Below are 13,870 nucleotides of genomic sequence, written 5' to 3'. Positions count from 1 at the left end.
CGTGGTCACCCTCTTTTGGTGCGACGCAACACGGCCGACCGGCCGACGCCCCGCCAATACTGCTGGCATGGCTATTGCTCAGGTCTGATCGAGGAAGATCAACGGCGATCTTTCGAACACAGCCGGTGCACATCAATGCTGATGCGCATGCGGCAGGACGACGGCGTCCCCACCCACGGCCCCAACGGGCTGAACGGTGCGGACGCCTTTTCTTTTTGTTGTTTCGAGACGAGAGATCACGATGCCCATCAGCTTGCCCACGCGCTCGCCGACCAGCCAGAAGGACACCATCGACATGGGACGCCGCACTGTCATCAAGGCCGCCGCCGCGACCGCTGCCACCGCCGGCGCCACCGGCATGATTCCCGGCCTGCAGGCCGCCGTTTACGCCGCCGGCTCCGACAAGCCCGAAAAGGAAGAAGTGCGCATCGGCTTCATCCCGCTGACCGACTGCGCCAGCGTGGTGATGGCTTCGGTGCTGGGCTTCGACAAGAAGTACGGCGTGAAGATCATCCCGACCAAGGAAGCCTCCTGGGCCGGTGTGCGCGACAAGTTGGTCAACGGCGAACTGGACATGGCGCACGTGCTGTACGGCTTGATCTACGGCGTTCACCTGGGGGTGGGCGGACCGAAGAAGGACATGGCCGTGCTGATGACGCTCAACCACAACGGCCAGGCGATCACGCTGTCGAAGAAGCTGGCCGACAAGGGCGCTGTGGACGGCGCCAGCCTGGCCAAGGTGATGAACAGCGACAAGCGCGAATACACCTTTGCGCAGACCTTCCCGACCGGCACGCACGCGATGTGGCTGTACTACTGGCTGGCCAGCGTGGGCATCAACCCGATGAAGGACGCCAAGGTCATCACCGTGCCGCCGCCGCAGATGGTGGCCAACATGCGCGTGGGCAACATGGACGGCTACTGCGTCGGCGAGCCCTGGGGCCACCGCGCGATCGTGGATGGCATCGGCATCACCGGTGTCACGACCCAGGATATCTGGAAGGACCACCCCGAGAAGGTGCTGGGCACCACCGGAGACTTCGTCAAGAAGTACCCCAACACGGCGCGCGCCGTGACGATGGCCATCATCGAGGCCGGCCGCTGGATCGACGCCGGCCTGCAGAACAAAATGAAGATGGCCGAGACGGTGGCCGACAAGTCCTATGTCAACACTGGTGTCGATGCGATCAACCAGCGCATCCTGGGCCGCTACCAGAACGGCCTGGGCAAGACCTGGGACGACCCGAACCACATGAAGTTCTTCAACGACGGCGCGGTGACTTTCCCGTACCTGAGCGACGGCATGTGGTTCCTGACGCAGCACAAGCGCTGGGGTCTGCTGAAGGATCACCCGGACTACCTGGGCGTGGCCAAGCAGATCAACCAGGTCGAGCTCTACAAGGAAGCGGCGGCGGGCCTCAAGGTCAGCGTGCCGAAGGACGTGATGCGCTCGTCGAAGTTCATCGACGGCGTGGTCTGGGACGGCAAGGACCCGGCCAAGTACGCGGATTCGTTCAAGGTCAAGGCCTGATCGGCCGCCAAGGAGAACACGATGGTCTCTGCTGTGTTTCATTCCCCTCTCGAGGCCGCCGCCGCCGACAAGCAGCGCGGCGCGACCACGCGGCCGAACACGGCCGGCGCTGCGGCCACGCCGGCGCCGGCCGTGGCACCGGCGGCCCCTGCCGCGGCTCGCACACCGATCGACTGGCGCAGCATCGCGCTGAAGGTGCTGCCGCCGCTGGCGGGGATCGCGCTGCTGATCGGCATCTGGGCACTGCTAACGATCAAAAGCACCAGCTTCCCGACTCCGGCGATGACCTTCGACGCCGCGGTCAAGCTGTTCGCCGACCCGTTCTATTCCAAGGGGCCGAACGACCAGGGCATCGGCTGGAACATCCTGTTCTCGCTGAAGCGCGTGGCGGTCGGTTTCGGCATGGCCGCCGCGGTCGGCATCCCGATGGGCTTCATGCTCGGGCGCTTCGAGTTCCTGAACCGCATGGTCTCGCCGCTGGTCAGCCTGCTGCGGCCGGTGTCACCGCTGGCCTGGCTGCCGATCGGCCTGCTGGTCTTCAAGTCGGCCAACCCGGCCGCCATCTGGACCATCTTCATCTGCTCGATCTGGCCGATGATCATCAACACCGCAGTGGGTGTGCAGCGCGTGCCGGCCGACTACCTGAACGTCGCCCGGGTGCTGAACCTCAGTGAATGGAAGATCATCACGCGCATCCTGTTCCCGGCCGTGCTGCCCTACATGCTGACCGGCGTGCGCCTGTCGGTGGGCACCGCGTGGCTGGTGATCGTCGCAGCCGAGATGCTGACCGGCGGCGTGGGCATCGGCTTCTGGGTGTGGGACGAATGGAACAACCTCAACGTCCAGCACATCATCATCGCGATCTTCGTGATCGGCATCGTCGGCCTGCTGCTCGAGCAGATGCTGATGACCATCGCCAAGCGTTTCTCGTTCGACGACTGAAGAAAGGATCACGCATGAACCACTTCATCCAAGTGCAGAACGCCGAGATGGTGTTCACCACCCGCAAGGGCCGTTTCCACGCACTGCGCGAGATCGACCTGACGGTCGACAAGGGCGAATTCGTCACCTTGATCGGCCACTCCGGCTGCGGCAAGTCGACGCTGCTGAACCTGATCGCCGGGCTGCTCTTGCCCTCCTCCGGCGTGCTGCTGTGCGACAACAAGGAGATCAATGCGCCGGGGCCGGAGCGCGCGGTGGTGTTCCAGAACCATTCGCTGCTGCCCTGGCTGACCTGCTTCGAGAACGTCTATCTGGCGGTCGAGCGTGTGTTCGGCACTGCCGAAGGCAAGCCGCAGCTGAAGGCGCGCACCAAGGCGGCGCTCGATCTGGTCGGCATGGGGCATGCGCTGAACAAGCGGCCGCATGAAGTCTCCGGCGGCATGAAGCAGCGCGTGGGCATTGCCCGCGCGCTTGCGATGGAGCCCAAGGTGCTGCTGATGGACGAGCCCTTCGGCGCACTGGACGCGCTGACCCGTGCGCACCTCCAGGACGAACTGCTGAAGATCGTCGCGCGCACGCACAGCACCGTGGTGATGGTGACGCACGATGTCGACGAGGCCGTGCTGCTGTCCGACCGCATCGTGATGATGACCAATGGGCCGGCCGCGACGATCGGCGAGATCCTGACGGTCGACCTGCCGCGCCCGCGCAACCGCGTGGAACTGGCCGAGGACACCAAGTACGTGCACTGCCGCAAGGAGGTGCTGGACTTTCTGTACACGCGGCACGGCCACGTTGAAAAGGTGGCTGCTTGAGTCAGGCTCTGGCATAGCCCTTGCTCAGATTGGACTGGCGTCCGGAAACGGCGTCTGTCTATCTCCTCAGCAGGGCCTGGGCCCTTTCGTCCAACCCCTCGGCTCCGACGCCGGGGGGTTTTTTTTCGCAGGTCGCAGCGGTGACAAGACGAAGCAGCGGCAAACGCCACAATCACGCACATGGGACGACTCTTTCTGGTGCGCCACGGCCAGGCCTCGTTTGGCGCCGACAACTACGATCAACTCAGCCCCCTGGGCACCCGCCAATGCGTGCGGCTGGGCGACTACTTCCGCACCAAGGGCCTGAGCTTTGACGGCGTGCTGACCGGCACGCTGCAGCGCCAGATCCAAAGCTACGAAGGCATTGCCGAGGGCCTGCAAGCTCGCCAGGATCCGCTGCGGTGGCCCGGCCTCAATGAATACGACAGCCACGCGGTGATTGCCACCGTGCACCCGCAAACGCTCGAGAAGCCGACTTCGCCGGAGATGGTCCGCCACCACTTCCGCCTACTGCGCGACGGCCTGCAGCAATGGATGGCCGGCAAGTCCCAGCCGCTGGGCATGCCCCGCTACGCCGACTTCGTCGCCGGCGTCCGCGGCGCGCTGGACCACGTGCGCACGCACCATGATGGCGACGTGCTGATCGTCTCCAGCGGCGGGCCGATTGCCACCGCGGTCGGGCTGCTGATGGGCGCGACGCCGGAAGCATCGATCGAGCTGAACCTGCGCATCCGCAACAGCTCGGTCACCGAGTTCACGTTCACGCCGAAGCGCCACTCGCTGGTGACTTACAACACGCTGCCGCACCTGGACAGTGCGGAGTACGCCGACTGGATCACACACGCCTGAGCCAGCGGTGGCTCAGGCCACGCTCAGTGGTTCTCTCGTGCGTGGTTGATCGAGTATTTGGGAATCTCGATCGTCAGGTCTTCGCCGGCCACGATGGCCTGGCAACTCAGGCGCGATTGCGGCTCCAGCCCCCAGGCACGGTCGAGCAGGTCTTCTTCGCTCTCGTCCTGCTCGTTCAGCGACGCAAAGCCCTGGCGCACGACCACGTGGCAGGTGGTGCAGGCGCAACTCATCTCGCAGGCGTGCTCAATCGCGATGCCGTTCTCAAGCAAGGCCTCGCAGATCGAGGTGCCGCGTGGCGCTTCGATCGAATCGCCCTGCGGGCAGTAGTCGGGGTGCGGGAGGATCTTGATGACGGGCATCGGTGTGGCCTGGAGGATCAGATGTCTTCGACCTTGCGGCCGGTCAACGCAGCGCGGATGCCGCGGTTCATGCGCGCGGCGGCAAAGGCTTCGGTGCCCTGGGCAAGCGCTTCGATGGCAGCGTCGATCTTCGCAGCGTCCTCGCCGGCGGCCATTTGGGTCAACTCGGCCAGCAAGGCATGGATGGCCGTGTGTTCGGCTTCGGTCAGCAACTCGCCGTCGGCCGCCAGCGCCGCCTGCGTGGCCAGGCTCATGCGCTGGGCCTCGACGCGCGATTCGCTCAAGCGTCGCGCCACCATGTCCGTCTCGGCGCTGGCGAAGCCTTCACGCAGCATGCGCGCGATCTCGTCGTCGGCCAGGCCGTAACTGGGCTTCACGACCACCGCAGCCTCGACGCCCGAGCCCAGCTCACGGGCCGAGACGCTGAGCAAACCATCCGCATCGACCTGGAAGCTGACGCGGATGCGCGCGGCACCGGCGACCATCGGCGGGATGCCGCGCAGCTCGAAGCGCGCCAGCGAGCGGCAATCGCTGACCAGCTCACGCTCGCCTTGCAGCACATGGATGGCCATGGCCGTCTGGCCGTCCTTGAAGGTCGTGAAGTCCTGCGCCTTGGCCACCGGAATCGTGGTGTTGCGCTCGATCACGCGCTCGACCAAGCCACCCATGGTCTCCAGTCCCAGCGACAGCGGAATCACGTCCAGCAGCAGCAGTTCGCCATCCTTGGCATTGCCGGCCAGCGCATTGGCCTGGATGGCCGCGCCAATGGCCACCACTTCGTCGGGGTTCAGGTTGATCAGCGGCGGCCGGCCGAACAGGTCGCCCACTGCCGCGCGCACCGCCGGCATGCGGGTGGAGCCGCCGACCATCACGACACCTTGCACATCGTCCTTCTGCACGCGCGCGTCGCGCAACACCTTGCGCACGCCGGCCAGGGTGCGGTCGACCAGCGGGCGCGTCAGCGCATCGAACTGCTCGCGCGTCACCGGCACGCTGATCGGCCGATCGCCGATGCTGCAGTTCAGCGTCGCCTCGGCCGCATCGGTCAGCGCTTCTTTGGCCGCCCGCGCGGCCACCAGCACCTGGCGCTTGTCTTGCGGCGTCACGGCCGCGGCATGGGCTTGCTGCAAGGCCCAGTCGGCCAGCGCATGGTCGAAATCATCGCCGCCCAGAGCGGCGTCGCCACCGGCAGCCACCACCTCGAACACGCCGCGCGACAGGCGCAGCAGCGAGATGTCGAAGGTGCCGCCACCCAGGTCGTACACCGCGTACAGGCCTTCGCTGCCGTTGTCCAGGCCATAGGCCACCGCGGCGGCCGTCGGTTCATTGATCAGGCGCAGCACGTTCAGCCCCGCCAGCTGCGCGGCGTCCTTGGTGGCTTGGCGCTGGGCTTCGTCGAAGTAGGCCGGCACAGTGATCACGGCGCCGAACAAATCGTCGTTGAAGGTGTCCTCGGCGCGGTAGCGCAGCGTGGCCAGGATTTCGGCCGACACTTCCACCGGCGTCTTGCGGCCGGCACGCGTGTCCAACGCCACCATGCCCGGCTGATCGACGAAGCGATAGGGCAGCCGATCGTGGCCATGGATGTCGGCCAGCCCGCGCCCCATGAAACGCTTGACCGACGCAATGGTGTTCTCCGGATCCTCGCCCTGCGCTGCCCGCGCGTCGAAGCCGATCTGGCGGCCGCCCTGGTCCAGGTAGCGCACGACCGATGGCAGGATCACGCGGCCCTGGCCGTCGGGCAGGCATTCGGTCACGCCGTGGCGCACCGCAGCGACCAGCGAATGCGTGGTGCCCAGGTCGATGCCGACGGCGACACGCCGTGCATGCGGGTCGGGCGTCTGCCCGGGTTCGGAGATCTGCAGCAAGGCCATGGGATCTTGTTCTTCGAAGGTCAGGCATCCAGCGCTTCGAGGCGCCGGTGAATGTCGTCACGGAAACGATGCACGAACATCAGCGCCCTCACCTGCGCCGCGGCGGCAGGGGCGTCTTGCTGCTCGTCCAGCGTCAGGCGCAGTTGCTCAATCAGCGTGGCTTCGTGCTGCGCGACGCTGCGGTCCAGCGCTTCCACCGCGGCAGCGCCCTCGGCGTCATCCAGCGCTTCGCGCCAGGCCATCTGTTGCATCAGGAAGGCCGGCGGCATCGCCGTGTTGTTCTCGGCCTCGATGGGTGCACCGCGCAATTCGCACAGGTAGGCGCCGCGCTTCAAGGGATTTTTCAGCCGGCGATAGGCCTCGTTGACACGCACGGCCCATTGCATCGCCAGGCGTTGAGCGGCTGCACCTTCGCTGACGAAGCGGTCCGGGTGCACCTCGGCCTGCAGCGCGCGCCAGCGGTCGTCCAACAGCGCGGGGTCGAGCGCAAAGCGGGGCTCCAGGCCGAACAGCGTGAAATCGTCGTCGTCGATCTTCATGGGTGACACAAAACAAAGGCGCGGCAAACCACACCGCGCCTCGCTATACAAGCCGAATTCGGCTTACACGCGGAAGGACTCTCCGCAGCCGCAGCGATCTTTCTCGCGCGGGTTGTGGAACTTGAAGCCTTCGTTCAAGCCTTCGCGCACGAAGTCCAGTTCGGTGCCCTCGATGTAGGGCAGGCTCTTCGGGTCGACCAGGATCTTCACGCCGTGGCCTTCAAACACATGGTCCTCGGGCGCAATCTCATCAGCGTACTCCAGCTTGTAGGCCAGGCCCGAACAGCCGGTGGTCTTGATGCCCAGGCGCACACCGACGCCCTTGCCGCGTTTGCTGATGTAGCGCGACACATGCCGCGCTGCGGCCTCCGACAGGGTGACAGCCATGGCCGACTCAGTGGGCACGGCCGGCCTCAGCAGGCTCAGCCGCGGCTTCGCCATGCTTGGCCTGGTAGTCCTTCACCGCGGCCTTGATCGCGTCTTCGGCCAGGATCGAGCAGTGGATCTTCACCGGCGGCAGCGCCAGTTCTTCGGCGATGTTGGTGTTCTTGATCGTCAGCGCCTGGTCCAGCGTCTTGCCCTTGACCCATTCGGTCACCAGCGAGCTGGAAGCGATGGCCGAGCCGCAGCCATAAGTCTTGAAGCGAGCGTCCTCGATCAGCCCGGTGGCCGGGTTGACCTTGATCTGCAGCTTCATCACGTCGCCGCAGGCCGGCGCGCCGACCATGCCGGTGCCGACCGTGTCGTCACCCTTTTCAAAGGAGCCGACGTTGCGCGGATTTTCGTAGTGGTCAATGACCTTGTCGCTGTATGCCATGAGGGTTCTCCAACGATGCTTGTACGGTGATCAGTGGGCCGTCCACTGGATTGAGCTGATGTCGATGCCGTCGCGGTACATCTCCCACAACGGCGAGAGTTCGCGCAGCTTGGCCACGCGATCCTTCAGCGTGCTGACGGCGTAATCGATCTCCGCTTCGGTGGTGAAGCGGCCGATCGTCATGCGCAGGCTCGAATGCGCCAGTTCGTCGCTCCGGCCCAGCGCGCGCAGCACATAACTGGGCTCCAGGCTGGCCGAGGTGCAGGCCGAGCCGGACGACACTGCCAGGCCCTTGACGCCCATGATCAGCGATTCGCCCTCGACGAAATTGAACGAGATGTTCAGGTTGTGCGGCACGCGGCGCTCGAGGTCGCCGTTGATGAAAACCTGCTCGATGTCGCTCAGTCCCGACAGCAGCTTGTGGTGCAGCATGCGGATGCGTTCGCTCTCGGTGCCCATCTCTTCGCCGGCCAGGCGATAAGCCTCGCCCATGCCGACGATCTGGTGCGTGGCCAGCGTGCCTGAGCGCATGCCACGCTCGTGCCCACCACCGTGCATCTGGGCCTCGATGCGCACCCGCGGCTTGCGGCGCACGTACAGCGCGCCGATGCCCTTGGGGCCGTAGGTCTTGTGCGAGGCCAGGCTCATCAGGTCGACCGGCAGCTTGCTCAAGTCGATCGACACCTTGCCGGTGGCCTGCGCCGCATCGACGTGGAAGATGATGCCGCGCTCGCGGCACATCGCGCCGATGGCCGGAATGTCCTGGATCACGCCGATCTCGTTGTTGACCAGCAGCACCGACACCAGGATCGTGTCCGGACGCAATGCGTCCTTGAAGCGGTCCAGGTCCAGCAGGCCGTTCTGCTGCACGTCGAGGTATGTGACCTCGAAGCCCTGGCGCTCCAGTTCGCGCATCGTGTCGAGCACGGCCTTGTGCTCGGTCTTCAGCGTGATCAGGTGCTTGCCGCGGGTCTTGTAGAACTGCGCCGCACCCTTGATCGCCAGGTTGATGGATTCAGTAGCGCCGGAGGTCCAGACAATTTCGCGTGGATCAGCGCCAACCAGCGCAGCCACCTTCTCCCGAGATTTCTCGACGATCTCTTCCGCCTCCCAACCCCAGGCGTGACTGCGCGAGGCCGGATTGCCGAAATGCTCGCGAAGCCAGGGAATCATCGCGTCGACAACACGCGAGTCCACCGGCGTCGTGGCGCCGTAGTCGAGGTAGATCGGGAAGTGCGGGGTCATGGATGTAGGGGACGAAAGGACTTCAACAACGGGTCTGCAGACTTACTTGGACACGGCCTTGCGTCACTTGGACATGGCGTTGCCAAGGGCAAACACGGAATTCGGCGCGGTGACCTTGATCGGCTTGACCACTGGCACGGTGGAGATTGCACGCTTGATCGGCGCTTCTTCGATCGACACGCCCTTGGCGAGTTGGTCATCGACCAGCTTCTTGAGCGAAATCGAATCGAGGTATTCGATCATTTTCTGGTTCAGGCTGGCCCACAGGTCGTGCGTCATGCAGCGGCCGGCGTCGTCGCCCATGCAGTTTTCCTTGCCGGCGCAGCCGGTGGCATCGATTGGCTCATCGACCGCGACAATGATGTCGGCGACGGTGATTTCATCGGCACGGCGGCCCAGCGAGTAACCGCCGCCGGGGCCGCGGGTGCTTTCCACCAACTCATGCCGGCGCAGCTTGCCGAAGAGTTGCTCAAGGTAGGAAAGCGAGATCTGCTGACGTTGGCTGATGGCCGCCAGCGCAACCGGCCCGTTGTTCGAGCGCAGGGCCAGATCGATCATCGCGGTAACAGCAAATCGGCCTTTGGTGGTCAGACGCATTGGGTTCTCCTGAGTGCTCGCGGCAGCGCCGCAGCAAGACGATCGGACAGCGGTTTCGGCGGTCAGATCGGCGAGCAGCCGACGTGTCTACGAGACGTGGCAATCGTTATCCGACTGCGTTAGTCAAGTATACCTGAAGCCGACTGTTTTGGTCGGCATTGGCCCGGGAAGTTCCCCGGTCAGCGCTCGGCCAATTGGCGTTGCAGCGTCACCACCAGACCATCGCAGGCCGGTTCGATCAGGTCCAGCACGCGCTCGAAACCGGCCGGCCCGCCGTAGTAGGGATCAGGCACTTCCTGCAGGCCTGCGGCCGGTGCGTACTGCAGCAACAAGCCCAGGCGCTGGGCGAGTGGTGCCGGGCAACTGGCCGACAAATGGTCCAGGTTCTCGCGGTCCATGGCCAGTACGACATGGAAGCGTTCAAAGTCCGCCGCGGCGATGCGGCGCGAGCGAATGGCCGCCAAGTCGTATCCGCGCTTGGCCCCTGCCGCCACCGCGCGTGCGTCCGGCGGCGTGCCTCGCTCGCCGTGGGTACCGGCCGACGCGACACCGACGCGATGGTCCAGCCCGGCTCGCGCCAGCTTGGCCCGCAGCACCGCTTCGGCCGTTGGCGACCGGCAAATGTTGCCGAGGCAGACCATCAGGACGTTCAACTCGGGCAAGGGACGGCGACGCAGGAAGGACCACACGGGAGCGGCAGCATAGCCGATGTGCCGGCATGCGCCGGTCGTTCAGCGCGTGAGCGGGATCACGTTGGCATCGTGCCCGCCGCCGGCACCAAAGGCCTGCTCACGCAGCAGCGCCAACTGGTCGCGCACCCGCGCAGCCTTTTCGAACTCCAGGTTCTTGGCATGGTCCAGCATCTGCCGCTCCAGCAACTTGATGCGCTTGGCCAGGTCCTTCTCCGACAGCAGTTCGCCCGCCGCCGCCTCGACCATGCCGCGCACCTTGCTCTTGTCGTCCTGGGCGTTGACGATGCCGTCGATCATCTCCTTGACCTGCTTCATCACGCTGCGCGGCACGATGCCCATCAGCTCGTTGTGCGCAATCTGCTTCAGGCGCCGGCGCTCGGTTTCGCCCAGCGCGCTGCGCATCGAATCGGTCATCTTGTCGGCATAGAGGATGGCGCGGCCGTTGATGTGGCGGGCCGCGCGGCCGATGGTCTGGATCAGGCTGCGCTCGGACCGCAGGAAGCCTTCCTTGTCGGCATCGAGGATGGCCACCAGCGAAACCTCCGGGATGTCCAGCCCTTCGCGCAGCAAGTTGATGCCGACCAGCACATCGAACACGCCCAGCCGCAGGTCGCGGATGATCTCGACCCGTTCGACGGTATCGATGTCCGAGTGCAGGTAGCGCACCTTGACGCCGTTGTCGGTGAGGTAGTCGGTCAGCTGCTCGGCCATGCGCTTGGTCAGCGTGGTGATCAGCACCCGCTCGCGGATCTCGACACGGTCGCGGATCTCCTGCAGCACGTCGTCGACCTGGTGCGTGGCGGGCCGCACCTCGACCAGCGGGTCGACCAGCCCGGTGGGCCGCACCAGTTGCTCCACCACCTGGCCGGCGTGCTGCTGCTCGTAGGCCGCCGGCGTGGCCGAGACGAACACCGCCTGGCGCATCTTGGTCTCGAATTCCTCGAACTTCAGCGGCCGGTTGTCCAGCGCGCTGGGCAAGCGGAAGCCGTACTCGGAAAGAACCGTCTTTCGGGCGCGGTCGCCGTTGTACATGCCGCCGAACTGGCCGATCAGCACATGGCTCTCGTCCAGGAACATCAGCGCGTCGCGCGGCAGGTAGTCCACCAGGGTCGGCGGCGGCTCACCCGGCTTGGCACCGGACAAATGCCGCGTGTAGTTCTCGATGCCCTTGCAGTGGCCGACCTCCTGCATCATCTCCAGGTCGAAGCGCGTGCGCTGCTCCAGCCGCTGCGCTTCCACCAGCTTGCCGGCGGCGACGAATTCGGCCACACGCTCGCGCAACTCGATCTTGATGGTTTCGATGGCCGCCAGCACGCGCTCACGCGGCGTCACATAGTGGCTGGACGGGTAGATCGTGAAGCGTGGCACCTTCTGCCGCACGTGCCCCGTCAAGGGATCCAGCAGCGACAGGCTCTCAACCTCGTCGTCGAACAGCTCCAGCCGCACGGCCAGCTCGCTGTGCTCGGCCGGGAACACGTCGATCGTGTCGCCGCGCACGCGAAAGCTGCCGCGCGAAAAGTCGGTTTCGTTGCGGGTGTACTGCATGCGGATCAGCTGCGCGATCACGTCGCGCTGGCCGATCGTGTCGCCCACGCGCACGATGAAGCGCATCTGCGTGTAGTCCTCGGGCTTGCCGATGCCGTAGATCGCGCTGACTGAGGCCACGATGATGGTGTCGCGCCGCTCCAGCACGCTCTTGGTCGCCGACAGCCGCATCTGCTCGATGTGCTCGTTGATCGACGAATCCTTCTCGATGAACAGGTCGCGCTGCGGCACGTAGGCCTCGGGCTGGTAGTAATCGTAATAGCTGACGAAGTACTCGACAGCGTTCTTCGGGAAGAACTCGCGGAACTCGCTGTACAGCTGCGCCGCCAGCGTCTTGTTCGGCGCAAACACGATCGCCGGCCGGCCCAGCCGGGCGATCACATTGGCCATCGTGAAGGTCTTGCCGGAGCCGGTCACGCCCAGCAGCGTCTGGTAGGTCAGGCCGTCGTTGATGCCCTCGACCAGTTGATCGATCGCGGTGGGCTGATCACCCGCCGGCGGGTAGGGTTGGAACAGCTGGAACGGCGAATCCGGGAAGCTGACGAACTCTCCTTCGGTCGGCGCGGGAGTGTCCACTTCGGCAAGCTGAGTCATCGGGTAATCCCTGAACGTCTAAAATTCGGTCCGCCTGGTGTTGCCAGCGGCTGCGTGCTCATTCCGACAGCGTAGCGCAGCGGCATCGGGCCTGCAGCCCCACCTCGTCACCTTCCCGCCAGGCTGCTGCCACCCTTCTGACAGGATGTTTCCGACATGACGCTGTTTGCCGCCGTCGACATGGCCCCGCGCGACCCGATCCTGGGCCTGAACGAGCAATTCAACGCCGACCCCAACCCGGGCAAGGTCAACCTGGGTGTCGGGGTGTACTTCGACGACAACGGCAAGCTGCCGCTGCTGCAGTGCGTGCAGGCGGCCGAAAAGCAGCTGGTCGAAGCGACCAAGCCCCGCGGCTACCTGCCCATCGACGGCATCGCCGCGTATGACAAGGCCGTGCAAGGCCTGGTTTTCGGCGCCGACAGCGCCGTGCTGCGCGAAGGCCGTGTGGCCACGGTGCAGGCGCTCGGCGGCACCGGCGGCCTGAAGCTCGGCGCGGATTTCCTGAAGAAGCTGCAACCCGATGCCACCGTCCTGATCAGCGATCCGAGCTGGGAAAACCACCGCGCGCTGTTCACCAGTGCCGGCTTCCCGGTCCAGAGCTACTCGTACTACGACGCCGAAGCGCGTGGCGTGCGCTTCGATGCGATGCTGTCCGACCTGAACGCCGCCGCGGCCGGCAGCATCGTCGTGCTGCACGCCTGCTGCCACAACCCGACCGGCTACGACATCTCGCCGGCACAGTGGGAGCAGGTGATCGCCGTGCTGAAGGCCCGCGGCCTGGTGCCCTTCCTCGACATGGCCTACCAGGGCTTCGGCGACGGCATCGCCGAAGACGGCGCGGTGGTGCAGCAGTTCCTCGCTTCAGGCCTGGACTTCTTCATCTCGACCTCGTTCTCGAAAAGCTTCTCGCTGTACGGCGAGCGCGTCGGCGCGTTGAGCCTTGTCTGCGCCAGCAAGGACGAGGCGCAGCGCGTGCTGTCGCAGCTGAAGATCGTGATCCGCACCAACTACTCCAACCCGCCGACGCATGGCGCGCAGGTCGTCGCGACGGTGCTGGACACGCCGACGCTGCGCAAGATGTGGGAAGAGGAACTGGCCGGCATGCGCCTGCGCATCAAGCAGATGCGCACGCTGCTGGCCGACAAGCTGGTGGCTGCCGGCGTCCAGCAGGATTTCAGCTTCATCACGCGCCAGTGCGGCATGTTCAGCTACTCGGGCCTGACGCAGGCCCAGATGCAACGGCTGCGCAGCGAGTTCGGCGTTTACGGCGTCGATTCCGGCCGCATCTGCGTGGCAGCGCTGAACACCCGCAACATCGACCATGTGGTGGCCTCGATCGCCACGGTGATTTGAAGCCACTGACAAGTTGATGCAAGCCCGGTTCGCCGGGCTTTTTTTCGTGAACTCACCCACGCGCTTGACGTCGAAACGACGACGTGTCGGTGAAATCAGTTCAAAAGTACGTGTT

Annotated in this window: 14 protein-coding genes; 5 read left to right on the top strand and 9 right to left on the bottom strand. The window is 65.2% G+C overall.

All coding sequences use genetic code 11. The features are described from left to right. Positions 1-241: 241 nt before the first annotated feature. The 4 genes from VLK61_RS01715 (at position 242) to VLK61_RS01700 (ending at position 4,137) form a co-directional block, all read left to right on the top strand. A complete protein-coding gene (locus tag VLK61_RS01715) occupies positions 242-1,531 on the top strand; it encodes a CmpA/NrtA family ABC transporter substrate-binding protein (protein WP_414636744.1) in 1,290 nt (429 codons plus the stop codon). Positions 1,532-1,552: 21 nt separating this feature from the next. Next, positions 1,553-2,473: a nitrate ABC transporter permease gene (gene ntrB, locus VLK61_RS01710; RefSeq protein WP_325417638.1), complete on the top strand. Its 921-nt coding sequence runs from the start codon at positions 1,553-1,555 to the stop codon at positions 2,471-2,473. A 14-nt stretch (positions 2,474-2,487) separates the two neighbouring features. Next, entirely contained in the window at positions 2,488-3,288 is an 801-nt protein-coding gene (locus tag VLK61_RS01705) for an ABC transporter ATP-binding protein (RefSeq protein ID WP_325417637.1), read from the top strand. A gap of 180 nt (positions 3,289-3,468) precedes the next feature. Further along, on the top strand, positions 3,469-4,137 hold the full coding sequence (locus VLK61_RS01700; protein ID WP_325417635.1) for a histidine phosphatase family protein: 669 nt from the start codon (positions 3,469-3,471) through the stop codon (positions 4,135-4,137). A gap of 23 nt (positions 4,138-4,160) precedes the next feature. On the opposite strand, the gene fdx is transcribed toward VLK61_RS01700, so the two are convergent. The 9 genes from fdx to uvrB all read right to left on the bottom strand — a co-directional run bounded on the left by fdx (position 4,161) and on the right by uvrB (position 12,402). Continuing rightward, positions 4,161-4,499 carry an ISC system 2Fe-2S type ferredoxin gene (gene fdx / locus VLK61_RS01695; RefSeq protein ID WP_325417633.1) on the bottom strand — a complete coding sequence of 113 codons (339 nt, stop codon included), beginning with the start codon at positions 4,497-4,499 and terminating at the stop codon, positions 4,161-4,163. Positions 4,500-4,516: 17 nt separating this feature from the next. Continuing rightward, entirely contained in the window at positions 4,517-6,373 is a 1,857-nt protein-coding gene (gene hscA / locus VLK61_RS01690; RefSeq protein ID WP_325417631.1) for a Fe-S protein assembly chaperone HscA, read from the bottom strand. 20 nt (positions 6,374-6,393) lie between these two features. Next, a complete protein-coding gene (gene hscB / locus VLK61_RS01685) occupies positions 6,394-6,912 on the bottom strand; it encodes a Fe-S protein assembly co-chaperone HscB (RefSeq protein WP_325417629.1) in 519 nt (172 codons plus the stop codon). A gap of 63 nt (positions 6,913-6,975) precedes the next feature. Further along, complete coding sequence (gene iscA, locus VLK61_RS01680) at positions 6,976-7,299, bottom strand: iron-sulfur cluster assembly protein IscA (protein ID WP_325417627.1); 324 nt, start codon at positions 7,297-7,299, stop codon at positions 6,976-6,978. A 7-nt stretch (positions 7,300-7,306) separates the two neighbouring features. Beyond that, complete coding sequence (iscU, locus tag VLK61_RS01675; protein WP_325417625.1) at positions 7,307-7,729, bottom strand: Fe-S cluster assembly scaffold IscU; 423 nt, start codon at positions 7,727-7,729, stop codon at positions 7,307-7,309. A gap of 30 nt (positions 7,730-7,759) precedes the next feature. Then, a complete protein-coding gene (locus VLK61_RS01670) occupies positions 7,760-8,974 on the bottom strand; it encodes an IscS subfamily cysteine desulfurase (RefSeq protein ID WP_325417623.1) in 1,215 nt (404 codons plus the stop codon). Positions 8,975-9,037: 63 nt separating this feature from the next. Then, the gene (gene iscR, locus VLK61_RS01665; RefSeq protein WP_325417621.1) at positions 9,038-9,571 is read right to left on the bottom strand and encodes a Fe-S cluster assembly transcriptional regulator IscR; all 534 of its coding nucleotides are present in this window, start codon (positions 9,569-9,571) and stop codon (positions 9,038-9,040) included. 179 nt (positions 9,572-9,750) lie between these two features. After that, on the bottom strand, positions 9,751-10,224 hold the full coding sequence (locus VLK61_RS01660; RefSeq protein ID WP_325417619.1) for a low molecular weight protein-tyrosine-phosphatase: 474 nt from the start codon (positions 10,222-10,224) through the stop codon (positions 9,751-9,753). Positions 10,225-10,302: 78 nt separating this feature from the next. Then, positions 10,303-12,402 (bottom strand): excinuclease ABC subunit UvrB, encoded by a 2,100-nt coding sequence (uvrB, locus tag VLK61_RS01655; protein WP_325417617.1) that lies wholly within the window; start codon positions 12,400-12,402, stop codon positions 10,303-10,305. A gap of 156 nt (positions 12,403-12,558) precedes the next feature. Between uvrB and VLK61_RS01650 the strand changes: the two genes are divergently transcribed. Beyond that, positions 12,559-13,755 carry an amino acid aminotransferase gene (locus tag VLK61_RS01650; protein ID WP_325417615.1) on the top strand — a complete coding sequence of 399 codons (1,197 nt, stop codon included), beginning with the start codon at positions 12,559-12,561 and terminating at the stop codon, positions 13,753-13,755. Positions 13,756-13,870 lie beyond the last annotated feature (115 nt).

The organism is Aquabacterium sp. (genome assembly GCF_035476535.1).
In the GTDB taxonomy this organism is placed as follows: Bacteria; Pseudomonadota; Gammaproteobacteria; order Burkholderiales; family Burkholderiaceae_C; genus Pseudaquabacterium.
The sequence above is the reverse complement of the archived record's forward strand: the minus strand, read 5'-3'. Positions and strand labels throughout refer to the sequence as shown.

What these genes read in the sequence shown, in the direction of transcription:
- hscB (WP_325417629.1), bottom strand. Translation starts at nt 6,912, where the DNA reads ATGAAGATCGACGACGACGATTTCACGCTGTTCGGCCTGGAGCCCCGC.
- ntrB (WP_325417638.1), top strand. Translation starts at nt 1,553, where the DNA reads ATGGTCTCTGCTGTGTTTCATTCCCCTCTCGAGGCCGCCGCCGCCGAC.
- iscA (WP_325417627.1), bottom strand. Translation starts at nt 7,299, where the DNA reads ATGGCTGTCACCCTGTCGGAGGCCGCAGCGCGGCATGTGTCGCGCTAC.
- VLK61_RS01700 (WP_325417635.1), top strand. Translation starts at nt 3,469, where the DNA reads ATGGGACGACTCTTTCTGGTGCGCCACGGCCAGGCCTCGTTTGGCGCC.
- VLK61_RS01715 (WP_414636744.1), top strand. Translation starts at nt 242, where the DNA reads ATGCCCATCAGCTTGCCCACGCGCTCGCCGACCAGCCAGAAGGACACC.
- iscR (WP_325417621.1), bottom strand. Translation starts at nt 9,571, where the DNA reads ATGCGTCTGACCACCAAAGGCCGATTTGCTGTTACCGCGATGATCGAT.
- hscA (WP_325417631.1), bottom strand. Translation starts at nt 6,373, where the DNA reads ATGGCCTTGCTGCAGATCTCCGAACCCGGGCAGACGCCCGACCCGCAT.
- VLK61_RS01705 (WP_325417637.1), top strand. Translation starts at nt 2,488, where the DNA reads ATGAACCACTTCATCCAAGTGCAGAACGCCGAGATGGTGTTCACCACC.
- VLK61_RS01650 (WP_325417615.1), top strand. Translation starts at nt 12,559, where the DNA reads ATGACGCTGTTTGCCGCCGTCGACATGGCCCCGCGCGACCCGATCCTG.
- fdx (WP_325417633.1), bottom strand. Translation starts at nt 4,499, where the DNA reads ATGCCCGTCATCAAGATCCTCCCGCACCCCGACTACTGCCCGCAGGGC.
- uvrB (WP_325417617.1), bottom strand. Translation starts at nt 12,402, where the DNA reads ATGACTCAGCTTGCCGAAGTGGACACTCCCGCGCCGACCGAAGGAGAG.
- iscU (WP_325417625.1), bottom strand. Translation starts at nt 7,729, where the DNA reads ATGGCATACAGCGACAAGGTCATTGACCACTACGAAAATCCGCGCAAC.
- VLK61_RS01670 (WP_325417623.1), bottom strand. Translation starts at nt 8,974, where the DNA reads ATGACCCCGCACTTCCCGATCTACCTCGACTACGGCGCCACGACGCCG.